The sequence below is a fragment of the Granulosicoccus antarcticus IMCC3135 genome (assembly GCF_002215215.1).
In the GTDB taxonomy this organism is placed as follows: Bacteria; Pseudomonadota; Gammaproteobacteria; order Granulosicoccales; family Granulosicoccaceae; genus Granulosicoccus; species Granulosicoccus antarcticus.
In genome coordinates this window covers 3,494,705-3,519,477 of record NZ_CP018632.1, presented here as the reverse complement: position 1 = coordinate 3,519,477, position 24,773 = coordinate 3,494,705, and the positions used below count along the sequence as shown (strand labels likewise).

Annotated in this window: 18 protein-coding genes; 8 read left to right on the top strand and 10 right to left on the bottom strand. The window is 53.6% G+C overall.

Features of this window, described 5'->3' with window-relative positions; genetic code table 11:
* Positions 1 to 208 precede the first annotated feature (208 nt).
* From IMCC3135_RS15030 to IMCC3135_RS15005, 6 genes are all read right to left on the bottom strand, one after another.
* Complete coding sequence (locus tag IMCC3135_RS15030) at positions 209 to 2,437, bottom strand: phytanoyl-CoA dioxygenase family protein (protein WP_088918369.1); 2,229 nt, start codon at positions 2,435 to 2,437, stop codon at positions 209 to 211.
* Positions 2,438 to 2,464: 27 nt separating this feature from the next.
* A complete protein-coding gene (locus tag IMCC3135_RS15025) occupies positions 2,465 to 3,781 on the bottom strand; it encodes a GNAT family N-acetyltransferase (protein ID WP_157736003.1) in 1,317 nt (438 codons plus the stop codon).
* Positions 3,782 to 3,816: 35 nt separating this feature from the next.
* A complete protein-coding gene (locus IMCC3135_RS15020) occupies positions 3,817 to 4,872 on the bottom strand; it encodes a phosphotransferase family protein (protein WP_088918367.1) in 1,056 nt (351 codons plus the stop codon).
* Between the two features lie 6 nt (positions 4,873 to 4,878).
* Positions 4,879 to 6,189, bottom strand: a complete 1,311-nt coding sequence (locus IMCC3135_RS15015; RefSeq protein WP_157736002.1) for an HlyD family type I secretion periplasmic adaptor subunit — start codon at positions 6,187 to 6,189, stop codon at positions 4,879 to 4,881.
* Positions 6,190 to 6,203: 14 nt separating this feature from the next.
* Complete coding sequence (locus tag IMCC3135_RS15010; protein ID WP_088918365.1) at positions 6,204 to 8,093, bottom strand: type I secretion system permease/ATPase; 1,890 nt, start codon at positions 8,091 to 8,093, stop codon at positions 6,204 to 6,206.
* 96 nt (positions 8,094 to 8,189) lie between these two features.
* Positions 8,190 to 8,561 carry a hypothetical protein gene (locus IMCC3135_RS15005; RefSeq protein ID WP_205738057.1) on the bottom strand — a complete coding sequence of 124 codons (372 nt, stop codon included), beginning with the start codon at positions 8,559 to 8,561 and terminating at the stop codon, positions 8,190 to 8,192.
* A gap of 769 nt (positions 8,562 to 9,330) precedes the next feature.
* Here IMCC3135_RS15005 and IMCC3135_RS15000 point away from each other — a divergent pair.
* From IMCC3135_RS15000 to IMCC3135_RS14965, 8 genes are all read left to right on the top strand, one after another.
* Positions 9,331 to 11,199 carry a phytanoyl-CoA dioxygenase family protein gene (locus tag IMCC3135_RS15000; protein WP_169727464.1) on the top strand — a complete coding sequence of 623 codons (1,869 nt, stop codon included), beginning with the start codon at positions 9,331 to 9,333 and terminating at the stop codon, positions 11,197 to 11,199.
* Positions 11,200 to 11,256: 57 nt separating this feature from the next.
* Positions 11,257 to 12,516 (top strand): M20/M25/M40 family metallo-hydrolase, encoded by a 1,260-nt coding sequence (locus IMCC3135_RS14995; protein WP_088918363.1) that lies wholly within the window; start codon positions 11,257 to 11,259, stop codon positions 12,514 to 12,516.
* 97 nt (positions 12,517 to 12,613) lie between these two features.
* Positions 12,614 to 12,985, top strand: coding sequence for a response regulator transcription factor (locus IMCC3135_RS14990; RefSeq protein ID WP_088921867.1), 372 nt, complete (start codon positions 12,614 to 12,616; stop codon positions 12,983 to 12,985).
* Positions 12,982 to 13,257, top strand: coding sequence for a hypothetical protein (locus tag IMCC3135_RS14985; RefSeq protein ID WP_205738056.1), 276 nt, complete (start codon positions 12,982 to 12,984; stop codon positions 13,255 to 13,257). Before IMCC3135_RS14990 ends, IMCC3135_RS14985 begins: the two co-directional genes overlap by 4 nt.
* Positions 13,258 to 16,038, top strand: a complete 2,781-nt coding sequence (locus IMCC3135_RS14980) for a sensor histidine kinase (protein ID WP_088918362.1) — start codon at positions 13,258 to 13,260, stop codon at positions 16,036 to 16,038.
* A gap of 2 nt (positions 16,039 to 16,040) precedes the next feature.
* The gene (locus tag IMCC3135_RS14975) at positions 16,041 to 17,897 is read left to right on the top strand and encodes a DUF294 nucleotidyltransferase-like domain-containing protein (protein WP_088918361.1); all 1,857 of its coding nucleotides are present in this window, start codon (positions 16,041 to 16,043) and stop codon (positions 17,895 to 17,897) included.
* Entirely contained in the window at positions 17,897 to 18,622 is a 726-nt protein-coding gene (locus IMCC3135_RS14970; protein WP_088918360.1) for an exonuclease domain-containing protein, read from the top strand. Before IMCC3135_RS14975 ends, IMCC3135_RS14970 begins: the two co-directional genes overlap by 1 nt.
* A gap of 302 nt (positions 18,623 to 18,924) precedes the next feature.
* Positions 18,925 to 19,335: an HPF/RaiA family ribosome-associated protein gene (locus IMCC3135_RS14965; RefSeq protein WP_205738055.1), complete on the top strand. Its 411-nt coding sequence runs from the start codon at positions 18,925 to 18,927 to the stop codon at positions 19,333 to 19,335.
* 123 nt (positions 19,336 to 19,458) lie between these two features.
* On the opposite strand, the gene IMCC3135_RS14960 is transcribed toward IMCC3135_RS14965, so the two are convergent.
* From IMCC3135_RS14960 to IMCC3135_RS14945, 4 genes are all read right to left on the bottom strand, one after another.
* The gene (locus IMCC3135_RS14960) at positions 19,459 to 21,186 is read right to left on the bottom strand and encodes a SulP family inorganic anion transporter (RefSeq protein WP_236994788.1); all 1,728 of its coding nucleotides are present in this window, start codon (positions 21,184 to 21,186) and stop codon (positions 19,459 to 19,461) included.
* Between the two features lie 11 nt (positions 21,187 to 21,197).
* Positions 21,198 to 22,874: a bifunctional protein tyrosine phosphatase family protein/NAD(P)/FAD-dependent oxidoreductase gene (locus IMCC3135_RS14955; protein ID WP_088918359.1), complete on the bottom strand. Its 1,677-nt coding sequence runs from the start codon at positions 22,872 to 22,874 to the stop codon at positions 21,198 to 21,200.
* A gap of 26 nt (positions 22,875 to 22,900) precedes the next feature.
* Positions 22,901 to 23,788 (bottom strand): MBL fold metallo-hydrolase, encoded by an 888-nt coding sequence (locus tag IMCC3135_RS14950; protein ID WP_472343589.1) that lies wholly within the window; start codon positions 23,786 to 23,788, stop codon positions 22,901 to 22,903.
* A gap of 261 nt (positions 23,789 to 24,049) precedes the next feature.
* On the bottom strand, positions 24,050 to 24,703 hold the full coding sequence (locus tag IMCC3135_RS14945) for a Crp/Fnr family transcriptional regulator (RefSeq protein ID WP_088918358.1): 654 nt from the start codon (positions 24,701 to 24,703) through the stop codon (positions 24,050 to 24,052).
* Positions 24,704 to 24,773: the final 70 nt, after the last annotated feature.

The following is a 24,773-nucleotide window of genomic DNA, read 5'->3' as shown; positions in this document are numbered from 1 at the left end:
TATGCGGAATTGAATTCCACTAAGCGGATGATACGCAAAACTACCTCACGGAACAAGTCTTATGAAATTAAAACTTGGCTATTCCCTCCAGGACTGATTTTTACAACAGAAATTGTCACGTGCGAAATTCTCGTCGTTCGCGTCAATACGGCCTCAAAAGCAGAATTTGAACTGCCGACTGATACAGCGACGGACGAGATCCTGGCTGTCAATCACGCGATCCTGGCTCATTAGTCCAGGACAATAATGATTTCAATGCCGCAGGCACCTGCTCATATTCATCCGAACTGAGTCTCAGCGATGGCTGATTATGAAAATTGATATAGTCACGAAACCACGGCCGTTGATAGACCAGGCTGAGAATCGGGCGCGGCTTGTCTGATTGGTTGGCCTGGCCATGATGCGAGAGACGGTAGTCCATCAGGTAACAATCGCCCACCGAGACAAAGGGAGTTTGCCAGGGCATGCCCTTCGAACGATCACTGGTGCGAGTGTGCGAACCTTTCTTGACACGCGTGGTGCCCACACGTTCATTCAAATCGACCAGTGGCACCATCATGGTGACAGCAAAACTGGGTTCACTGACGGACTGCGGATCGTCGTGGAATAGCGCCTTGTGGTCTTTATGTAAACGCTGATCTTTGGATCCCGGCAGAGACATGGCCGAGGTAAAACATCCCAGAATACAGGCTTCACCCAAAATATCTTTCATCAAGGGGAGCGTCAGACCATTACCGTATAGAGCAGGGTCGTTAAATGGCTTTGTGATATCGATAGTGATCTGAAAGCGTTTGTCGCCAATGCGCAAGGCGTCTTTATGACGTTGATCGGTCAGATAGGCTTGATAGCGTTCGCTGAAAACTTGATGACACTGACTGAGAAGCGATGGCTCGAAGACGCTTTTCAGTATCAGAACACCATACTTGCGAAACAGCGTGGCACACAGTGCCAATGTTTCTGGTGCAATGGTTCGGGACTCGCGCTCTGCATCTGAAAACCACACGGTGGGAACTTTGCCCTCCATATCCGCTTCACGCAGCATTCGCTCCAAGTCATAGACGCGCTTGATCTGTTGCTCAAGTGCCGACGAGGGAGTGTGGCTCTGTGCACGATGCAGGTGTCTGAGGGCTAGCTTGTAGCACCCCAGCTGCGCGTGCAGAGTGCCAAGGCCCTGATGGGCCATCGCATCATTGATGTCGATATTCGTACAGGCCTCAAAACTCTTGATGGCGTGCGACGGACGGTTGCGCCGCAACTGAAGCTGAGCCAGGGCCTGTAGCGCGGGCACATCATCAGCTTGCAGATACAGATGCTGGACCAGCAATCGTTCTGCGCGCCAACCCCGTTTGTGTGCCTCGTAATCATCAGCCAGGGCGACGATATCGGTAGGCGTAGCCACACACAACAGGTCCGCAACATCCAGTAGATCGCTCAATCGACGCGTCAGGTTCTTCTCTACGGTCTCTATATAGCTCTTGCTCTCTTTCGGGAAACGACCAAAACTGATGATGTAGTGGATCATTCCTGCAACAGCCGCTGAGGCTAATCCTTTGCCCAGATCCGAGGCCTGGGCATACCCAGCGGACTCTAATGCTTCACAGTAAGCGCTGAATTCCCGGCGCGGTTGACGCAGACTCTCGGCATCAATCAGGTTTATTTCCGGTAGCTGCAACTGCACAAGCGTGGAACATCCGCTGAACAGGGCGTGCAGTGAAATGCCTGCAGGAGCGACGACCGCCTCGTCCCAGTCGTACAGACTGATGTCCCCCTTGCCTGATTTGGACGCGTTCGCCGTTCGCAAGTCGCCATGATTGAGCGTCGGGGTCAAGCCATGTGCCTGGCTGATCCATGATTGCAGCTGCGGTGCACGCTTTTCCAGTAACTCATGATAGGTCGCACACACAGATGCGGATAGATAGAAATCGGCATTGACAGTGTGCCCGCTCGTCTCTGTACGGCTGACAGAAGGAGCCAGAAATTCAAGTAATGCATCGGTCATGGAATCAATGGGCAAGAAGGGTGCAGCCTGTAGTAGCTCCTCATCAGCGCAACTGGCCGCTTGAATACGCGCATAGGTTTGCAGCATGCGTATACGTTCCTGCTCTGTTGCATCCTTGCGAAGATCACGACCATCACAGCTGTGCATGAGCAACAGCCCGCGATCGGTATCACTGGCGATAACCCTGGGCACGGATTGTTCAAAACGCTGACCAAGAAGCACCAGTAGCTCTGGACTATGGGCCAGGCAAGTTGGCAGAACCTTTAGCCAGGTATCACTTTTCTGTCCGTGAATCCTGAATGTGGTTGCCCAGGGTGAATCGCTGACAATCGAATGCTTGGACACATCAACGTACTGGCCAGCCCATTCAAGCGCAGCGTCGGCAGCTGTCTTCTCGTTTGATTGCACATCTGATGTGGTGTCGATCTGGGTGTTCATTCCATGAGTCCGTTGCAAGCCCACCGTTTACGAGTGGGGATTGATCAATGTGTTTTTGCTCTGAGTATCTTCAGCGAAAAGCACATTCTCGATACTGTTCGCGTGGTCGTGATCACCGATTCGATTCAACCAGTCTTTATAATGGCTCAGCGTTTGCGCATCATTCGGCCAGCTTTCCAGCAACTGTGAGTACAGTTTATGCATCTGACGTCGGCCGAGTTTTCCAGCACGCTTGCTCAATTGTTCCAGTGCATCGCCTCGATATTCGATGGGTAGAAAACGGGTTTTTTCTACCGCATTGCTGCGACGAACCCTGATCGAATACACCGGCTCATCAATGCCCCCCAGCGAATACTTGTAGGGCTCATTGCCACGCAGGAGATGATAGCGTTGATAATTATTCGAAATAGCCCACTGGATCATATAGCTGTGCAGCAGGAGCCCACTCGGTACGGAATCGAATTGAAGATCACGAGCGGCGACGAAAAAGGACACCGTCTTGCGTATCTCATCCAGATAGCAGGCAATCATGGCTATCGGCTTATCGGACTGATGCATGACCAGTAGAACCAGATTTCCATCCTCCAGCCCCTGCTGCATGATTATCTGATATTTCTCGGCTAGAGTATCGACCTTGGCGCCCTTGCTGGCGAGCCATCGCTCCCGCCAGACACGCACAAACCACTGCAAATTCTGTTCATGCGTTGTGTGATCAGAGAATTCGATCTTCAGATCGTCAGATTTTTCCTGAACACGCCCAAATCTGCGCAGCCTCTGACGAGTATTGGCACTGAGGCTCTTCAGATAGTCCTCAAATGTCGCCGGCAGCGCTATACACGGGGCAACATCGAGCCGTGTCTCCCCTTCATTGTCGGTCAGACTCCGGACATCCACTGCATAGCCGAGATTTGAAAATTGTGTCACTAACTCTTCATATCGATTTTCGCTCATCGACATATCCGAAAAATACAATGATCGCCAGGACATCTGCGCCAAGGCTGCAGTAAAGGCTTCAACGACCTGGTGCTCGATGTCGGGACTGCAGAGCAAGCCTGTTTGATCGGCCCAATCGTTGCCCGCCAGAGCATAAGACACGGTAAATCGGGCCTGCTCCCGATCAAGCAATAGACGCTGACGCAGAGGTAGAAAGGCTGCGTAGTTCTGGCTATCGGAATTCAATCGTGCGGCGAGAATGCAGACTGGTTCAGCGCGTCTGTCATAAAGCTGTTTCAGCCAGCACCAGGACATGAACACATTGGCTGAAGAATCCTGTTGGTACAGCTCTGTCCAATTGTCTTGCAATCCGTCGAATTGCTGCCTCGAACCAATCAGTTCAATGTGCATGACAAGCACCCGGAAAAATGATTTTTCCCATCAGATTACAGTTCATTGATCTTGCTTTGTGCCGCGACAAACCAGGCAGAAAGAGGCGCCGTCAACTCGCATTCGGCAGACCAGCGTGCACCACGTTGGCATAACCGCGTGGCGCAAATAAGTGACACACCTACTTTATCTTCCTCGATACACTTGTCAATGTCCCACCAACCATCGGTCATGTACTTCAGAATCAGGCCAACCCGAACAACCATATGAAAACTGCCATAGGCCATCAAATAGTGATAGGCCTCTGTGGCGTCTGCACCATCGCTGAACAAGGGTACAAACTTGTCTATCAGCAAGCGTTCGGCCTCAGGGTGATCAGGCAAATATTCATCACCCAACATCCAGGCCATATCGTCCAGACGATTGCGCTTTCCCGCGTGCTCCCAATCAAACCATTTGACAACACCCCCTTGGGTAACCAGTGCGTTACCGGGGCGAGCATCCCATTTGATGAATCGTGGCTGTCGAATACGCAACAGGGCGATCAACGCAGCCTTGTCCAGCTCGGGCGCAGGAGCACCCAGATATTCACCAATGACTTCAGGTCGGTGCAGCAGACCCTGTATCCAGCTGTCCTCGTCTCCCAATGCCTCAACCTGGTTTTCGAGTAGCTCTGCAGAGGCAGCCTGCTGAATGGCCACCAGGGATGACAAGGCGGCGTCTATCAGTTCGCCATAGCGTTTGGCATCAGCCTCTTTCAATGCCTCAGACAATCGCTGTCCAACAAGCTCTTCTTGAATCAGAATCTGCGAATGATTGGTACCCAACAACTGTGGCACTGGCGCATCGTGCAGATTCAGTGCGCCAAGTGTGCACACCTCACGTCGTGCTAATTGCAACGAAGAACGGCGCGTTGCGATCACTGAGGAGCCATTGGCAAGCAACATTCGATAGGATTCACGTGACTTTCCGCCCGGATATTCAACACCCACGACTTGTGTCTCCAGCAGCGCCTCAGTAGCCTTGGTCAAGGCAATCTTGCGGTACGCGGCCGAATCACTCCTGTTTCGTGATTTGCTGCTGCTGCGTTTCTTCGTTTTGGTTTTTGCCACGTTTCTCTAGTTCTCACGAAGTGCGCGGTTGACGCTGTTGGCAATGGGCGAGATAAGGTAGTCCATCAGAGTCTGCTTACCGGTAACAATCAGCACCTCCGCCTGCATCCCGGGATGAATCTGGCCACTCTGCAATAGAGCAGCGGCGTCATCTTGTAACTCGATGGTTGCGCTGTATCGTGGCAGTAGCGTATTCGGCGCGATCTGGCTATCGGCGGATATCAGCGTCACTTTGCCCACGACCGGTAAAGTGGTGCGTCGATCCAGTGCACTGAACCGAACTTCGGCCAGTTGTCCTACATGGATAGCATCACGATCCTTGGGATCAACCAGGCTTTCGACAAGTAGTCGTTCACCTGTCGGCATGATCTCCATCAATGTTTGCCCCGCACTGATGACCCCTCCCACCGTATTGATAACAGAGTTCAGTACCTGACCGGCAATCGGTGAACGCACCACTGATCGAGTCAATTCGGATGAAACCGTCGAGAGTTCCTCCCGGATGGCTGCCAGTCGCAGACCAATTTCAGTGCTTCTCTCAGCCGCCTCTGAAAGCTGTGTCTTTGCAAGCACTTCAATCTGTGATTTTGCTTGCTCATGACGCTGTCCGGACAAGTCTATCAATGAGCGTGTCTCATCCATATCCAGCGTAAGATCAGAGAGCTCTTTCTGCAAATCATAGACCTGCGCTCGAGTGACCAGACCTTCTTTCTCCAGGCGCAGATACTCATTGATTTCACGCGTTACCAACTGATACTTCTCATTGAGCGTCTTCAGTCGCTTTTTTGCGGCTGATTGTTCATCCACCGTCTGTGACTTGATCAGGATCAGTCCTCGCATGGATTCCTCGAAAACATCTCGGCGAGCAATCAGGATTTCACTCTGCTTTAGCTGAATTTGTCTGACACGCTCCTGCAGTGGCTCAGATGCCATCCATGCGGGAAAGTCTATCGCTGGCAGCATCTCGTAAACGGCCTCCCAACGAGCCAGCTCTGCGGAGAGTTGCAGTCGCTCGTTACTCAACGTGTTGTGTCTTGACTGGTTGGAGAATGAATCCAGGGTAACCAGCACTTGCCCCACCTCAACCTGGTCCCCGTTTCTTACGTGTATGACTTCGACAATGCCACCGTTAAGATGCTGAACCTGCTTCTTCTGGCCTTCAACACCCACCATTCCAGGTGCAATGGCTGCCGTTGACAGAGACATTGTGCTGGCCCAGACAACAAACAGAAACAGGAACAAACTGATGACGACATACCCCCAGCGCACGATACCGCGGGTGTCACTGGCAGATTCTACTGCTTGTACTTTTGTCATCAAGGGAGTGCTGCTCATCCCACGTAACCTCGCTTGGGGTCACGCTTGCGTGCAATCTTGCTTTGCAAGCGACGCAGCGGTTCATTCTCAACTCTGGTTGACGGTATCTGGTGCACTTTTGCCAGACTGACGGGCTGAGTCTGGGCAAGGGATGCAGAGTTCGTCGCCTCAGCTTGCGACTCAACAATGACATGAGTACCCACGCTTGTATCAGGAGCTTCCTGTTTTTCGTGGATCATCGACACACTGCCGTTCTTCAGTTGGTACACGCGCCCACAAATTTTCTCCAGACTACTGCGGTGGGTTGTCACCAGAATGGCGACATTCTGTCGACGCAATTGTCTCAATGAGTTGCGCAGCTTTGATCGACCCGGTGCATCCAGGTTTGCATCCGGCTCATCCAGTATGACAACACAGGGATTGCCAAAGACAGCACGGGCGAACCCCACACGCTGTCGCTGGCCGCCCGACAGATTGCTACCACCCTCCTGAATTTCCGTATCGTATCCGTTTGGCAGCAATTGAATCATTTCATGGGCATTCGCCAGCTTCGCAGCATCAATGACACTTTCGATGGAGGCATCATTAAAGCGACAGATATTGTCCCTGACCGAACCGGGAAACAAGCCCACATCCTGTGACAGGTAGCCTATATGCGGCCCCAGTAATTCCGGAGACCATTGGGCAAGATCGTAACCGTCCAGAGTGACCCGGCCTGATCTAGGAGGCACAATGCCACACATGACGCGCAGCAACGTCGACTTGCCAGCGGCCGTAGGCCCAACCAGTGCGGTAATGACGCCAGGTTCGACCGACAGCGTGACACCACTGAATTGGGATTTGCTTTCTCCTGAGCGACGAAAGCTCATCTTCTGGGCAACCAGCTGGCCAATGGGACGCGGCATTGATACATCAGACTGCAGAGTGGCATAGTGATCCAGATACTCACTGATGTTGTCGAATGATTGGCGTGCCTTGATGACCGACTTCCAGGATCGAATGGACTGCTCCAGCGGGTCGATTGCACGTCGCATCAATAGAACGCTGGCTATGGTGATGCCGGGCGTCAGTTGTTTTGAGATGATCAGCCATGCTGCCGTGCAAATGATGGCTATTTGCAGGAATAGCCGAACCATTTTTGAAGCGGATGCGAGTCGGGAATTAAGTTGGCTCGACTGATAATTGGCCATCAGAGACTGTGCATTGTTCTCATTCCACTGCGACAATAGCGTTTTCTGCATGCCCATTGCCTGAACGGTGTCGGCATTTCGAATCCAGCTTTGTGCACTGTCCATCAGTTGCCTGGATTCATTGCTTGCGTCGTTGATTTTCTCTCGCGTTGCCCGCTCATTGAACACAGCCAAACCCAGCATGATCAGACAACCAATAAGGCCGACGGCACCCAGCAATGGATGCAAAAACGCAAGACAAATCAGAAACAGCGGTGCCCAGGGAAGGTCCAGCAAAGGGATAATCGAGGCATTGGTCAGAAAGTTGCGCAGACGTGATAGATCGCGCATGACGCTGACTGAAGCGTAGGACTTCTGCACACTACGATGGATCGAGCTGCTCAGGAGGTGGGCGCTGAGCAAATGATCAAACCGCACGCCAGTTTTTTGCAGAATGGATCGACGGACAGCTTCAAGAACACCTAGTGTGACGACCCCGACCAGAACAATAATGGTGAGGACTGCGAGCGTGTCCAGATTACGGCTGGGCAACACCTTGGAATAGATTTGCAGTAGATAGAGAGGTAAAACGAGGCTCAACAGATTAATGAAAAAGCTGAAGATGAATGTCGTAACAAGCATCCCCCGAAAGGATTTGACCACGTCTCGTAGAAACGCATTGGTCGGCTGACGCGCCTTACGAACCCGGCTGACCGGTTTGAATATAGCGCCCATGCGTCTGGTTTGGTATGTTTTCGATTGAAGTTATCGTTAAGCAAAAAATCCAGCCGCACAAGCGGCGACCGGATCCTATAACGACTTGCCTAGATTCTACCAGCAGTCGCCACTCTTACCGCCGGAACCACCAGAACCGCCGCCTGAACCAGAACCGCCGCCCGAACCGGAACCACCACCCGAACCGCCTGAACCGCCCTTGCCACCACTGCCGTTGCTGCCCTTGCCGCTGCCGCTTCCTTTGCCACTACCACTTCCTTTGCCACTTCCTTTGCCACTTCCTTTACCGCTTCCCTTGCCACTCCCTTTACCGCTTCCTTTACCGCTTCCTTTACCACTGCCCTTGCCGCTTCCCTTGCCGCTTCCTTTACCACTGCCCTTGCCACTACCTTTACCGGATCCACCAGCAGAGACGCCTTCCTGGCCTGTCAGGTATTCTTCGAAGTGAAGGTTTGAAGTACTTCCCATAACTACTACTCCTTAGCTGTATTTTTTTTGCGCAATCGCAGAAACATCCCTATCAACCTATCGTCGTTACCATCAGAATACGATCCTGTTAGTGACGTCTCACTGCTACCGATAACTGCTTATAACGTACGTTACGTTGATGGGAAAAATGTTACATGGACTTGAATAGCAACACCAATACAATTTCATACATTTGTAGCTATTATCGAAAAATATTCTCAACCGCAAATACCCTATACCTGAAAGAATGTAAAGCCTTAATACAAGGAATATATGACAATTTATCGCCATCTGTAACAACGCTTCAGATTCCAGCCTTGGGAAGGTAAATACTACAATAGCGCTCACTCGTGCATTAATGGTTCCAGCCTTGGGAAGGTAAATACTACAATCACGGCGACTGAGCCACACCAATGCTCGACTCCAGCTACCAGCTAGATGAATGAAAATAGTGAAATTCCCATTAACGGGACACCAACGAGATAGCTTCCAGCCCTGGGAACGCAAAATATGCAATTTCAGCAAATGAAACAGCTTGCGCCTTGCAGACAAATCAGCCTATGTTCCTCATGAATTGATTGTCGAAATCAACAGATAAAATAGATCATTGGCATTGCATTACCCCTCGAATATCATGTAAGACAGAAGCCAGCTGTGATGTGTTGTACAGAACCGTATTGGGCCGCTGCAATAATGGATCAGCATCTTTCATGATTCGTGTATTTTTCAAACACCAACTACTTTCGAGCAACCAAGAGCAGAGATGGCCTTGAGTAAAGACGAACCAGGCGATGTGCTGTCTGCACGATTGCTGGCACTGGCTGAACAACAGATCACGTTGTGTGTGGACACCTCTCAACAGAGTGACAGCAGTCAATATAACGGCCAGAGCGAGGCTTCCACGTTCCTGCAACTATTTGATTCAGTGGATGTGGAGCACAGGTTACCGTTACTGGAAGCCGATACTTTGGTGCGCTACCGGTCGTTGCTGAAAATGCGCTGGCCACTGTTATCGACGTGGCTTGAGGCTGCATCGAATCTGCCACTCATCCAGCATGCCGACACGGCACAAGATAAACCTACGCTGCCCCCCGACATCAGTCGACTACTAGGCAGCACCTTGCATCAGCACTTCGACAGCGCATGCAAAGCCTTGAGCTGTCTGATTGATGGCTCACCGATGGATGTAAAACCACATGAACAAGCAGCCATGACTGCTTTCATGAGGGTGTGCACCGAGCGCTTACCCTCTACTGATCGGATGGATAGACAACTCTCTGGTGCGATCATCAGTGGCTTGTTGACAGAGCTCTCTACGCTGCTTAACCATCCTGGTGAATCGCGAACAGATCGCCGTATTACTCGCAGGCGTTTGCGTGCCGGAATCAGTGATCTGTTGGACATTCTGGATGTTCTCAGCTTGCAATCAACCGAACATGTTCTTCTGTATTCGGACGACTATCTGGATAACAGGCGAGAACAGCGTGCGCGTCGACTGCTTGAGACCGCTTGCAAGAACAACAGCGATTGCACCCAAATACGACTGGCACTCGCCAGACTCCACGCCAGGCTCGGGAACATTCACCGATCACTACCGCTTTTGCAAACAATGCTTCTAGCCAGCCCCGACAATGTCCAGATACGGACAGAACTGGCATCGATGTTGTTGCACAATCTTGAATTTGGCGAAGCTATTGATCATTTCAAACAGTCGCTTGAACAGGCCAATGCCGACCAGACTCTGCAACTCCATCGCAAACTTGAACTGGCTGTGGAGCTCAACGAGTGTGAAGTCTCAGCTGCATTAGACGATATTGTGCCGACAATCACATTAACTGACGAAGAGCGATTCAGTGGCGCCTGCGACCCCGCCAAACTCTCGTTGGCAGCAAAGCTCTACCAGCTCTACGGTACGCTGGTGATTCACAATGTGTACTCGACGGAACTCATTGAACAGTGCCACGAGGAATTCCTGAATCGCTACCGGCGCTACTTCACCAACCGTAAACACAGCTCTGCCCTGCAAATCGGCGATCGTCGTTTTCAGGTCAGCCTGGCGCTCAGTGGAGCCTTCAACAATCCTGAATTCTATGCCAATGCATTCATGATGCCACTGATGAAAAGACTATTGGGCGAACAAGTGATTATCGGCTCTACCGTCTGTGCGACATCCTTACCCGGTTCTCGTGATCAGCACGGCCACAAGGATCATCGCGCATTGTTTACCGACACGCCAGATGATGAGCCCATGGCATTGCCACCAGTGGCTGTTACGACCATGATTCCGCTGGTTTCTGTCAATGAAGACAATGGCACAACGCTTGTCAAGAAAGGCAGTCATCGACTCTCAAAGCGTGCATCCAACCGTCTCGATTACCAGGCACCAATCGTTCCGGCAGGCTCCTGTTATCTGATGGATCTGGCGTTGACCCACAAAGGCCAGGGAAACCGAACTGAACAGGTGCGCCCCATCGTCAATATGGTTTATCACCGCTCATGGTTCGTGGACAACAAGAACTTCAGAAACCAGCCGCCGCTACAGATAGACTCTGTTGAATACCGACAGATTCCGGCAGAACATCGTCATCTGTTTGACTGGGCCATTCAACCCGGAGCTGGCGTGAATACACCGCGTTGATGCATGTCAGACTGAACTTCTGTAGACATTCCTGTTCACTGAGCACAAGCAAACTGCATGAGTATTGTCAAACCCTGGACCTCACCCATGCCCGAAGAGCAATTCGGTCTGATGCGAGACATTATCTCCGCACCCAGTCCGGTCGGCTTCGAATCAGCAATGACGCTTGGCGTACTGAAGCCGTACTTTGACGGCTTCATGCCAGACTCCTGGGGCATGCATAAATACGTTGGCAATGCCAGCGTGGTATGGGATTCCCACCCGGGTGAAGACAAACGATTCAGCATCATGCTGGTTGGTCATGCTGACAAGATTCGCCTGCAGATTCGCAAAATCAGTAGCGATGGAAAAATCTGGATCAACAGTGATTCATTTCTACCCAACACACTGGTGGGTCATGAGGTCACTGTGTTCAGTGAAGAGCCTGACGAGCCGGGCCAGTATCGAAGCCTCAAAGGCGGCACTATTGAAGCCCTGGGCGCGATTCATTTTGTAAACTCCGATCTGAGCTCCGGACGCAAAGGTATTCGGCCCAATTCCCTGTATCTCGACTTGCAGATGCATGGCAGACACCGATCAGAACAAGTCAAACGTCTTGGCCTGCGTCCCGGCGACCCCATTTTGCTTGATCGCCCCATCAAACAGGGCTTCAGCCCGGATACCTTCACCGGCGCTTATCTGGACAATGGCCTGGGTTGCTTTATTACGGCGGAAGTGGCGCGACTGGTGGTCGAGGCTGGAGGCACCCATAACGTACGATGCCTGTATGCGATAGCCTCGCATGAAGAGATCGGACGGTTCGGCTCACGTGTTCTGGCCGGTGAGCTGAAACCTGATGTGCTCATTGCTGTTGATGTGAATCATGATTACGTTGCAGCACCGGGTATCAGTAATCGAAAAATGCAGCCCCTGGAGATGGGCAAGGGTTTTACGCTGTCAACGGGCTCGATCGTCAGTGAGCAGCTCAATGTTCGAATCAGGCAGACAGCAAAAAAATTCGACATCCCGTTTCAGATCGATGTCACTGGCCGTGATACAGGCACTGATGGCATGGCGTCGGTATTTGCAGGCGTTGATAGTGCTGCCACATCAATAGGCCTGCCCATACGCAATATGCATACGATTTCCGAGTCGGGCCATACCGGCGATGTATTGGCCGCAGTACATGTATTGAAGGAAACCATACTTGGCATGGATACAGAAGATGAGCTGCGCTCTGTCTTCAGAGAGTCGCACCCACGTCTTGATCAGACAACATCCATGACCCATCAAGGTCCTGCAACGTCTACGGGGCACAAGACAAGCGATTCGATCTGACCCCTGATTCGAATTTTTCCTGATCAATCGAGGCTAGACTTGATCCTGCGCAATGTCCGGGGGTGCACTCGGTGTGTACGCGCAGTATACTGATCACATGGCACACGAAATACTCATCGTGGAGGACGAACGCAACATCGCCCTCTCGCTCGAATTCCTGATGAAACAGGCAGGCCACACTGTGCGCTGCGTTGCCGATGGCCAGGATGCACTGGATGCCGTCGCTGACTTATTGCCTGATCTGATCCTGCTGGATGTCAATCTGCCAACGCTTGATGGTTACACCGTCTGCTCCACACTGCGCGCCGATGAGCGTACTCGAGAGGTGCGGGTGCTGATGCTGACCGCCCGGGGCCGTGAGATTGAACGGGAAAAAGGCCTTGCTGCCGGTGCCAACGATTATCTGACCAAACCCTTCTCCACCCGTGAGCTTGTCGAGCGGGTAGCCACCTTGCTCGGTGAGGCATGAAGCCTGCCTGGCAGTCCGGGGCCGGCTTCAGCACATTGGCGGTCGCAGGCGTACTCGCCCTGAACTATCCACTACTCGCGCTGTTTGATCGCAATACGCAGGTGTTCGGTATACCGCTGCTGTTTCTGCATGTCTTTGTTGTCTGGGCCTTACTGATCGCCGGACTCGCCGTGATGTGCGAGCGAGGTGGCAACAACGGCGCGAACCGGGACAGCACTGAAGACAATGTCGGTCTGTCGGCAGCAAGCCGGCGACCTGACACGGATAGCTGAATGTTGTCAGGCGGCGTCATCCTGGGCGCCTCACTCGGCTACCTGGGATTACTGTTCCTCATCGCCCACCTTGGCGAGCGCGCCGCTGCCGCCAACCGTAGCCTGATTGCAAATCCCTACGTCTACACCCTGTCCATGGCCGTCTATTGCACAGCCTGGACCTACTACGGCAGTGTCGGGCGTGCCGCCAGCACGGGCATTGGTTTTCTGCCCATCTACCTTGGGCCCACTCTGATGGCCGCAACGTGGTGGTTCGTGCTCAGGAAGATCATTCGCATCTCCCGCCAGCAACGACTGAATTCGATCGCAGATTTCATTGCCTCACGCTATGGTAAAAGCGCCCTGCTCGGTGGCCTTGTCACCGTCGTTGCAGTGGTCGGTATCCTGCCCTATATCTCGCTCCAATTGAAAGCAGTGTCGACAAGCTACGCGGTGTTGCGCGACTACCCTGAACTGGGCAATGCCGCCGCTCATGCCTCGCCCTGGCAGGATACCGCGCTCTGGATTGCACTGGCAATGGCGGCTTTCACGATCCTGTTCGGAGCACGTAACGTGGATGCGACCGAACGCCATGAAGGGATGGTCGCAGCCGTGGCTTTCGAGTCGCTGTTCAAGCTTGTCGCCTTTCTTGCCGTTGGATTGTGGGTCACCTTTGGACTGTACGACGGACCCGGAGAGCTGTTTCGCCAGGCCTCGACAGACCCGCGACTACTGTCCCTTGTGACAACACAAAGCCTACCCGGTGGTTACACCAGCTGGCTGTCACTGACGCTCCTGTCCATGGTTGCCATCATGTTCCTGCCACGCCAATTCCACATGGCAGTGGTAGAAAACGTCGATGAAAACCATGTGCGCCGCGCCATGTGGCTGTTCCCGCTCTATCTGCTGGTTATCAACCTGTTCGTGCTGCCACTCGGATTTGCCGGCGAGATGCGCTTTGCAGCTGGCAGCGTCGATCCGGACACCTATGTGTTGACACTACCGTTGGCCGAACAGCATGCCAAACTTGCCTTGTTTGTCTTCCTGGGCGGACTCTCGGCCGCCACCGGCATGGTCATCGTTGCCACCATTGCCCTCACGACGATGGTATCGAACGAGCTGGTCATGCCGATACTACTGCGCACGCGCGGACGACTATTCACCACCAGGCTGGATGCAGGACGAACACTGATACGCATACGTCGTGTGACCATTATCGTACTGATGCTGCTTGCCTATCTGCATTTCTATCTGGTCGGTGAATCGTACTCACTGGTGACCATCGGCCTGGTGTCCTTCTGCGCCGTGGCGCAATTTACACCTGCCGTACTGTTCGGGCTCTACTGGAAAGCGGCGAGTCGGATTGGCGCGATCGCAGGGCTTGTTGCAGGATTTGTGATCTGGCTCTACACATTGCTGCTGCCAGAGTTTGCACAGGCCGGCTGGCTACCCTCAGATTTGCTCGACGAAGGGCCAATGGGTATCGCCTTGCTTCGCCCCTTTGCACTATTCGGCTTGCAGGGACTCGATCCCATTAGCCATTCACTGTTCTGGAGCTTGCTGGCGAATACCGGCTTGTTCGTCACGCTCTCGCTGTTCGGCACCCGTTCGGTTAACGAGCGCGTGCAGGCGGCGCGTTTCGTGGATGTCTTCAATGATGGTGGCCGAGCTCTGGACGTCGACTCATTACCAGGCCACGCATCAGTGGCTGATCTGGAAGCCCTGCTCAGTCGTTTTCTGGGCCCGGTACGCACCTCGCAAGCCTTTGCCGAGGTGCTAGGCGCCACTCAGACACATTCTTCGGTTGATAACAACGAGCGTCGCCAGGCGATTGCAGCACCCGTACTGGTTGAACGTTGCGAGCGGCTGCTGGCCGGGGCAATTGGTGCGGCCTCGGCGCGCGTCATGATCGATTCGATCACCGGTGGCACCGCGCCGAGCATTGAGAGTGTGCTCAGTATTCTGGAAGAAAGCTCCAAGGTACGCAGCCACAGTCGTCGCCTCGAACGTCAGTCCCGCCAGCTTGAGAAAGCCACAGACGAGCTACGTTCTGCCAATGAGCGACTGCAGGAGCTTGATCGACTCAAGGATGAATTTGTTGCAACGGTTAGTCATGAACTGCGCTCCCCACTAACCTCCATCCGTGCCTTCTCCGAGATCCTGCTCACCAACCCGGAGATGGAAACCGCGCAACGTGAAGAGTTTCTGGGTATCGTTGTCAAGGAGTCCGAGCGCTTGACGCGACTTGTTGATCAGGTGCTGGATCTTGCCAAGATTGAATCGGGCCGGATGGAGTGGCGTCACGAGGTGTGCGATCTACGGCGTCTTGTTACCGATTCTCTCGCCACCGTCAGTCAGCTTTTTCGCGAACGTGACATCGAGCTTGTACAGACACTTCCGGACGAGGCCATATCACTTAATGTCGATAGCGATCGCATCATCCAGCTACTCGTCAACCTGCTGTCCAATTCAGTCAAATTCTGCGACCCGACTGCGGGTCGTGTGCAACTGCGTCTGTCCAGCACTGACGATGGCTACCGTATCGAAGTGGAAGATAACGGGGCGGGCATCGCAGCCGACGATGTCGAACATGTCTTCGAAAAATTTCATCAGGCCAGCCGTGCCAATGCAGGCGAGTCTCTGGGCACCGGGCTGGGGCTACCCATCTCGCGCCACATCGCTGAACATCATGGCGGACATCTACATGTGGCTCACACCGGCCCGGGGAGTACGGTGTTTGCGTTCGACCTGCCAGCCGATACAGCGACAGGACATGAGCCTGATTCGCGAACGGAACACTGAATATGGATATAGAGCAGCTTGAAATTCGTGATTTCGTCGGTGCACAGCGCCCTTTTGACCAGCTACCCGACGAGGCGCTAGTCGCAGCCGTCACCGAGATGTCAGTGCGTTATGTCCGGCGCGAAACAGAGGTACTTGCCCTGGAGGATGGCGAGCCTGCGCTGAGTCTTGTACGCAGCGGTGCCGTAGAGCTTCGCGGTGAATCCGGCGAGTTACTCGCACGCTTTGGTGAGGGAGATTTACTGGGTTATCGGGCGTCGGCGCACGAGCTGGCACCCACCGATCATCATATCGCGCTTGAGGACTCTCTGCTCTATCGGCTGCCGGCAAGCATCGTTGACAAGCTTTGCAACGAACACAGCCAGCTTGCCTGGTATCTGGCACCCACCGGTGCCGGGCGACTACGCGATGCCGTACATCATCACGACGATGCGAACGATTCACCTCTCAACCTGACTGACACCCGCCTTGGGGAATTGCTGGGACGCCAACCGGTTCATCTTCCCCCCACCGCCTCGATCAAGCTGGCAGCTGAACGGATGAGCCAGGAGAATGTATCCTCCATGCTCATTGTCGAAGATGAAGCACTGTTTGGCATACTCACCGATCGTGACTTGAGACTGCGCGTGATCGCGGCAGGCATCGACTATCAATCCCCTGTGAGCGAGGTGATGACGCTAGCTCCCATCACTGCCGATATCGAAACCATCGCCTACGATGCGTTATTGACAATGGCTCGCAATCGTATCCATCATTTGCCGGTACTGGACGGTAGCCGTGTTGCAGGCGTGGTGACAAGCTCGGATTTCATAGAACGACATAGCACATCGTCAATCTATCTGGCAGCCGATATCCATCGCCAGAATACCGTTGAAACACTGGTCGCCATTGCCCGCAGGCTGCCGGTACTGGTCCAGAATCTGGCTGCTGCTGGCGCCTCTGCCGAGCGTACACAGCGGGTCGTCACGGGACTTGCCGATACGTTCACCATTCGCCTGCTGGAACTTGCCGAGCTGGAACTCGGTCCACCACCGGTTGACTACGCCTGGGTTGTCGCAGGTTCACAGGCGCGGGGTGAATTCACCATCGCCTCCGATCAGGACAATGCGCTGATTCTGGATGATGCGTTCGACCCTGCACGCGATGATGCCTATTTTGAGGCAATGGCCTGCTTCGTCTGCGATGGTCTGAACCAGTGTGGTCAGAGCTATTGCCCTGGTGATGTCATGGCAAGCAATCCTGAATGGCGCCAATCGCTGTCAAACTGGCAGGCACGTTTCACAAACTGGATCGACAACCCTGACCCCACCGCACTGATGCACGGCTGCACCTTCTTCGACTTACGTCATGTCTATGGCGATGCCGCCCTGACAGCCACCTTGCGCAGCTCAATGCTTGAGCGTACGCGTGGCAATTCTATCTTTCTGTCGCACCTTGCCGGCAATGCTCTCTCCCGTCATCCGCCGCTTGGCTTCTTTCGTAACTTTGTTCTCAGCGGTGGTCGTGACGATGCAGGCGTTCTCGATCTGAAGCACGCAGGCGTTGTGCCCATCGTGGATCTGGCCCGTGTGTATACACTAGCGGCCGGCATGGATGTGGTAAACACTCGCGAACGACTCGAGGCGGCTGGTGCCACCGATGAGCTGAGTGAAAGTGGCGCTCGCGATCTGTGTGATGCGCTGACTTTCCTGCTGGATACGCGTTACCGACATCAGGCACGACAGCTTGATGCGGGCATCGAGACGGACAATCTGGTGGCGCCTGACTCGCTTTCGCGCTTCGAACGCGGCCACCTGAAAGACGCTTTTTCAATCGTACGCACCATGCAGCGTGCGCTTGCACAGCGCTCCGGACACTGATGCGTATTCAGGATAGAGCCTATGCAAGCTTTGCATGTAGACGCATGCTCTCACTGGAGCAACAAAGGCGCCGGTGGCTCAAGTGCGCCCCCGCCGGTGCATTGCGAGATTACTATCAAGTACCCTTTGCAAAGCCTGACACATTGTCATCCGCGACACGCTATCTCGCACTGGATATCGAGACCACGGGACTGGTACCGCAGCGTGACGAGCTTCTGAGTATCGGGTTTGTGCCAATCTATGCGCACGAACTGCGTCTGAGTGGCGCTCGCCACTATCTGGTACGCCCAGAGCAAGCCATCCCCGAGTCCTCGGCCATTGTGCACGGCATTCTGGACGATCGTGCGCGGGAGGGCCTGTCACTCGCCGAGGCACTGCCACCACTTCTACAGGCGCTTGCCGGCCACGTTCTGGTCGCACACAGTGCACGTATCGAACATGACTTTCTGGATATTGCCTGCCGGCGACTCTACGGATGTGCTTTCGTTACCCCCATGGTTGATACCCTCGAACTCGAGCAGCGCAAGATCTTGCGTGCAGGTTCCATCATCGCTCCCGGCTCACTTCGCCTGGATGCCTTACGCCAGCAGTACGGACTACCACGATACCGCGCCCACGATGCGCTGAGTGATGCGATCGGCGCAGGAGAGCTTCTGCTGGCGCACATTGCACACCGCACCAACAAGCGCCCCTTACGGCTCAATGAGCTCACTCGCTCTTACTAAGGGATCGTGAAACAATTAATTATCATTTTCAGTCGTCCCTGCATCCTGCCCTGCCGCGTTGTTCGGCGGTTGAATAGCAAGCTATTCGCCCTTCTCACGCCTTGCCGGACAGGCGCAGGACCAAATGAAAACTGATACTTAATTATTTCACGATCCCTAACTGAGCCCTCGGGCCGTTAGATGTCAGGTTTCAATGAAACTTCATTTCGCATTGTAGAACTGACAAAGTCCGTAGAATGATATACAACTGATTAAGAATATTTAAGACGCTAGGCATCATTGTTCAACTTCGGAGCTTAAACTTGCAAATTCAGATCAGAACCGATAATCACATTCATGTACACGAAACTCGGGCAACCGAGCTTGAAGATATAGTGAAGCACGCGCTGCGACATTGCAGCCAGCACGTCACACGGGTCGAGCTACACCTGAGCGACAATATCGGTACGAAGCCTGGTCAGCAAGACAAGTGTTGCGCCATGGAAGTCCGTCTGGAAGGCCGTCAACCCATGGCCGTGACAGAACATTCCGGAACCGTCGGCGGCTCCGTCACCGGTGCCTCTGAAAAACTCGCCCGCATGGTTAAAAGCACATTGGATCGCGCCGCTGATCGGCGTCCACCGGCGCCCGCGGCAGAACCAGAGGCCGTCGACATCGACGCAGACGCAGATTTGGATACGGACAGCGACTTTGAGCAGACCGATTCCAAATAAGGAAGTACAGCAACTCAGAATCAGGCAATACCCCAAGGTAGTCCTGCATAGCTGAGGTGACATTCGTACTGTCGGGCGGATCAATAATCTTTCGCCCGGCAGTACGACATGATGATCAGATCGTCATGCTGCGTTATCCGCTTCACACAGCGATGGCGTCAGTGTCTTGATGGCATCATATTGTGCCAGGAACACACGACCCGTCAGCTCTTGCAGAAAGTGCGTCTGCTCCAGCTTGTCCATGACCGGACCTTTGACCTCCGACAGGTGCAGCTGAATACCAATATCCTTCAGACGATGATTGATGGCTTCCAGTGACTCTATCGCACTCATGTCTATCTCGTTGATTGCCGAACACATGAGAACCAGATGCCTGACATCGGGACAGGCCACCGTTCGATCGTAAAGATAGTCCTCCAGGAACCTGGCATTGGCAAAGTAGAGACTCTCATCCACTCTGATGCTCACCAGGCTTGGATCAGTCACGACACTGTGACGATTGATGTTTCTGAAGTGCTGAGTCTTTGGCACTAACCCAACCTCGGCGACATGCGGACGTGACGTCTTGTACAGAAATAGAAGAATGGAGATGAGAACCCCAGCGGTCACACCTGCCTCCACCCCGATACCGAGTGTCAATAATATCGTTGTCAGAACGGCCGTAAAATCCGCTTTGGAGTATGCCCAGGTCCGCGACAGCATGCTGAAGTCCACCAGCGACAAGACAGCGACAATGATGGTAGCAGCCAGCGTTGCATTGGGTAGATAGTAGACCAGCGGTGTCAGAAAAACCGCTGCAACGGCCAGCAGCACGGCTGTATACGCACCCGCGGCAGGAGTCTCGGCACCGGCATCATAATTGACGACAGATCGGGAAAAACCACCCGTAACAGGAAATCCTCCCGTCAGTGCCGCACCCACATTGGCAGCACCCAGGCCGATCAGTTCCTGATTGGGTTCGATCCGTTGCCGTTTCTTGGCCGCCAGGGTCTGCGCGACCGAGATCGATTCCACGAAGCCAATGATGGATATCAACAACGCCGGCACCAGCAGGCTTTTGGTCAGCTCCAGTGAGAAGCTGGGCAGTGTCAGCGGTGGCAAGGATTGCGGTACGGCACCCACCACATTGACGCCTTGATTGGCCAGGTCAAAGTACCAGACTGCCAACGTTGTTCCAACCACCGCCATGATCGGTCCGGTTTTGGTCAGTGCCGCGGCCAGAGCCTCACCCGCGCCCAGGCGTTTCAACAAGGGCTTGAGCCCCTTCCTGACCCAGAATAGAAAGAGCGTCGCCGAGACGCCCAGCAACAAGGTAATCCAATGCGTATCCAGCACGTGTCCTACCAGTGAACTCATCAACTCCAACAAGTTATGGCCGCCCGCATCCACACCCAGAACATACTTGAGCTGACTGGTGGCGATGATGATACCGGATGCCGTAATAAACCCTGCGATCACCGGGTGCGAGAGAAAGTTGGCCAGAAACCCCAGCTTGAAAACCCCCATGACAATGAGAATAAGCCCTGACAGACCAGCTAGTGTCAGTGCCGCACTGGCGTAATCAGCACTGCCGGTACTGGCAACCTTGCCCAGAGTTGCAGCTGTCATCAAAGACACGACAGCGACAGGCCCCACGGCCAGTGTGCGGCTGGTGCCGAACACTGAATACAACAAGATTGGCATAATGGAGGCATACAAGCCCGCCTCGGGCGGCAAACCTGCCAACAAGGCGTAGGCAAGCGATTGCGGAATCAGCATGATGGTCACGATGACAGCCGCCAACAGATCACTGCTCAGGGCAGAGCGATTGTATTCACGGCCCCACTTCAATATCGGTAAATAATTACGCACTTGAATAAAACTCAATCCGGCGACTTCAACGCTTGTGGTTCAGCCATCCATTCACGACCGCGCAACATGGCTTTCCAGTAAATGGGCGGAAGCATTTTCTCCTTCAGGAACCAGGCTGCTCTGGAAGGCTTTGAGCCATCAACCAACCAGGATGGGAAGCTGGGTAGCAACTTGCCGCCATAACCAAATTCTGCCAGCACGATCTTCCCTCTTTCAACGGTCAGGGGGCAAGAACCATATCCATCATAGGAGGCGACAGCAGATTTTCCGGCAATGTCGGCAACCACATTGGCGGCCACGACCGGCGCTTGTTTTCGCGCAGCGGCAGCCGTTTTGGCATTAGGCGCATTAGTCACATCACCCAGAGCCCAGATGTTATCGAAAGTTTTGTGTCGCAACGTTGTCTGCTCGACATCAATCCAGCCACCGGCATCAGATAGTGGTGATACCTTGATGAAATCGGGCGCACACTGAGGCGGACACACGTGCATCATGTCAAAGTCGGTCTCTATACGCCGTACCGGCTCATCCGGTGTTGACACATCAAACCACGCCTTTTTCGCAGCGCCATCCACAGCCACCAGATTGTGGAAGAAATTAAGCGATGCCTGATAGCGATCAATATAGGACTGCAATGCCGGTACGTATTCCTTGACACCGAACAAGACACCCCCTGCATTGTTGAACGAGATGTCGATATCATTGATTCGCCCATTGCGATACCAGTGATCTGCCGACAAGTAGAGTGCCTTCTGAGGTGCACCTGCACATTTGATGGGCATCGGTGGCTGCGTGAAGATGGCTTTACCCGATTCCAGCGATTGCACCAGAGACCAGGTATAGGGCGCCAGATCGTAACGATAGTTGGAGGTCACCCCATTGCGACCCAGCGTATCGCTCAGACCCTCAACCTTGTTCCAGTCCAGTTTCAGACCCGGACAGACAATCATTCTGCCGTACTTGATGACCCTGCAGCCTTCCAGGATAATCGAATCATTTTTGGGTTCAAAAGCGGTCACTGCCGTCTTGAGCCAATGAACACCTTTGGGAATCAACGAGCCCATGGTTTTGGCAGTTTCTTCAGGCTCGAAGATTCCACCGCCCACCATGGTCCAGCCCGGTTGGTAATAGTGGATATCCGCCGGATCGATGATGGCAATTTCCAGATCCGAACGACGTTTCAGCAAGCTGGCTGCCACAGCGATGCCAGCAGCACCTGCACCGACGATAACCACATCGTAGCTCGCATCGGCCTGATTCGTCGGCGTCTTGCCACCGTTTGCCAGGCGTCGCGCAGCACCGGACATGTCATAGCCGGCCGCTTTGGCGGCGGACAGAATATCGGAAATTGGCTGACTACTGGCCTGACTCAACGACCACAGTGTGGCTGATCGAGTACCGGTGCGACAAAAAGCCAGTGTCGGCTTGGGCAGCTCTCGCATGGCCTGAGAAAATGCGGTGACATCCTCATCACTGATCTGGCCAGGCACCACAGGGAGAAATCGAACATCCAGGCCCAGCGGTTCTGCCGCGGATCTTATTTCCTCGAATGTGGGTTGATCAGCGCCCTCGCCATCGGGACGATTGCAAATGATCGAGCGGTACCCCTGCTCCACCAGCAAAGGGATATCGGCCAGTTGCAGTTGCTCACTGAGTGACAACTTGTCTGATATTCTTTTTATGTCCATCGACTTCATCCTCTTTACCGGTGGTCTTATTTCAGTGCGTTAAGCGGAACTTTGAGCGAAGGCCGCCCCTCAGCATCAACCGGAATGGCACCCGCTCGCATGTTGACCTGTAATGAAGGAATAATCAGTTTGGGCATATCAAGCTGTGCATCTCGCTCAGTACGAAACTTGACAAAATCCGCCTTGTTCTTACCACCGCCAACATGAATGTTGTGTGCCTTTTCCTCAGCAACAGTGGTTTCCCACTGAATCTCCCGACCATTGGGCCCATAGTCGTGGCACATGAACAGGCGCATGTCATCGGGCAAGGCGAGTATTTTCTGGATGGAGTCATAAAGCTCACCTGCATCACCACCCGGAAAGTCAGCTCGGGCTGAGCCACCATCAGGCATGAACAAGGTATCGCCAATAAAGGCCGCATTGCCGATCACATGCACCATGCAGGCGGGCGTATGGCCTGGCGTTGCCATGACACGAGCCGTCATGCCACCGATCTGATAGATCTCCCCATCGCTGAACAAGGCATCAAACTGGCTGCCATCGCGCTGAAATTCTGTGCCTTCGTTGAAGACCTTGCCGAAGGTCTCCTGCACGAAAGTGATCTTCTCACCTATCCCGATTTTGCCGCCCAGTTGCTGCTGGATATAGGGCGCGGCGGAAAGGTGATCAGCATGGACATGCGTTTCTATCAACCATTCGAGAGTGAGCTCATGAACCTTGATGAAGGCAATGATCGCATCAGCGTGGTCGTAGGTGATCTGTCCAGCGGCATAATCTATGTCCATGACCGAATCGATAACGGCACACGCACTGGATTCCGGATCCTTGACCACGTAACTGATGGTGTTGGTGGCCGGATCAAAAAAAGCCGTAACGTCAGGCTGTGTATTCATCAATGCTGAGGTGTTGCTCATGGATTGTTCCTGTTCAACTGGCGGCGTACGTCAATCTGACTTGCGTGGGAATTTGTCTGGCGCTAGCGATGATCAAGCAAGTGGCTTCTCTTCAGAAACCCAAGATACGCGTATCGTCAGCCAATAACCGAATCGAACCTGAGTCTAGAGCTGTGCGATAGGCCTGTCAGTGACAAAGTCACGCTATGGGATATTTTACATACACATCGAATAGCAACCTGAAATCATCATTAGCAGCGATCAGCTGCCTTAGCACTGAGATCAATTACCCGCCAGCTTTTGAAGCCCGCCAGAGTCCACTATCTGTATAGCGCCCCTGGTCTGCTTTATCCATGCTCGCCGCTGAAATTCTGACAACTGGCGAGAGATCACCTCCCGCGCCGTACCCAGCTCAGCACCCAGTTGCTGATGGGTAATTCGAATGAGCTCATCGCCTTGAGCCAGCTCTAGAATTTTTGCAGCCAGCCGGATATCGATACGCTGGAAGGCCACATCTTCAATGACATGAAAGAGCTCCACGATACGTGTGGAAAAGGCTGTGAAGACAAAGTGCCTGAAGTCGGCTGACTCACTGACGAGTTGATCAAAGACTTTCAACGGGATCGCAGCCGCTCGAGCCTCGCTCTCTGTGACCCCTTGTGCAGAGTAGCTCTCGAAGGCGAGCATGCAGGCAGAGGTCATGACACAACTCTCACCCGCACGCACTCGATAGAGCACAATCTCGCGTCCCTTCTCTGACAGTTGCTCCACACGCACCGTACCTTCCAACAGCAGCAACAGGTGGTCAGGCGTTTTTCCGGGACCAAATACCACGGTATTTTTTGGCACACTCATCACCGAGCTGTTAGCCAGCAACAGTTCTCGCTCAACACTGCCTAACGAAGACAAGCCGGGAAATTGATCAATCCAGCTCATATTTGAATGCTCTTTGAATCGTGCTCAGGTGAATTGCTCCGGACGGGTAACCATGGCCCAGCTTCACGGT

Coding starts and splice junctions, on each gene's coding strand:
- IMCC3135_RS15030 (WP_088918369.1), bottom strand. CDS start 2,437: ATGAACACCCAGATCGACACCACATCAGATGTGCAATCAAACGAGAAG.
- IMCC3135_RS15025 (WP_157736003.1), bottom strand. CDS start 3,781: ATGCACATTGAACTGATTGGTTCGAGGCAGCAATTCGACGGATTGCAA.
- IMCC3135_RS15015 (WP_157736002.1), bottom strand. CDS start 6,189: ATGACAAAAGTACAAGCAGTAGAATCTGCCAGTGACACCCGCGGTATC.
- IMCC3135_RS15010 (WP_088918365.1), bottom strand. CDS start 8,093: ATGGGCGCTATATTCAAACCGGTCAGCCGGGTTCGTAAGGCGCGTCAG.
- IMCC3135_RS15005 (WP_205738057.1), bottom strand. CDS start 8,561: ATGGGAAGTACTTCAAACCTTCACTTCGAAGAATACCTGACAGGCCAG.
- IMCC3135_RS14995 (WP_088918363.1), top strand. CDS start 11,257: ATGAGTATTGTCAAACCCTGGACCTCACCCATGCCCGAAGAGCAATTC.
- IMCC3135_RS14990 (WP_088921867.1), top strand. CDS start 12,614: ATGGCACACGAAATACTCATCGTGGAGGACGAACGCAACATCGCCCTC.
- IMCC3135_RS14985 (WP_205738056.1), top strand. CDS start 12,982: ATGAAGCCTGCCTGGCAGTCCGGGGCCGGCTTCAGCACATTGGCGGTC.
- IMCC3135_RS14980 (WP_088918362.1), top strand. CDS start 13,258: ATGTTGTCAGGCGGCGTCATCCTGGGCGCCTCACTCGGCTACCTGGGA.
- IMCC3135_RS14975 (WP_088918361.1), top strand. CDS start 16,041: ATGGATATAGAGCAGCTTGAAATTCGTGATTTCGTCGGTGCACAGCGC.
- IMCC3135_RS14970 (WP_088918360.1), top strand. CDS start 17,897: ATGCGTATTCAGGATAGAGCCTATGCAAGCTTTGCATGTAGACGCATG.
- IMCC3135_RS14955 (WP_088918359.1), bottom strand. CDS start 22,874: ATGGACATAAAAAGAATATCAGACAAGTTGTCACTCAGTGAGCAACTG.
- IMCC3135_RS14950 (WP_472343589.1), bottom strand. CDS start 23,788: ATGAGCAACACCTCAGCATTGATGAATACACAGCCTGACGTTACGGCT.
- IMCC3135_RS14945 (WP_088918358.1), bottom strand. CDS start 24,703: ATGAGCTGGATTGATCAATTTCCCGGCTTGTCTTCGTTAGGCAGTGTT.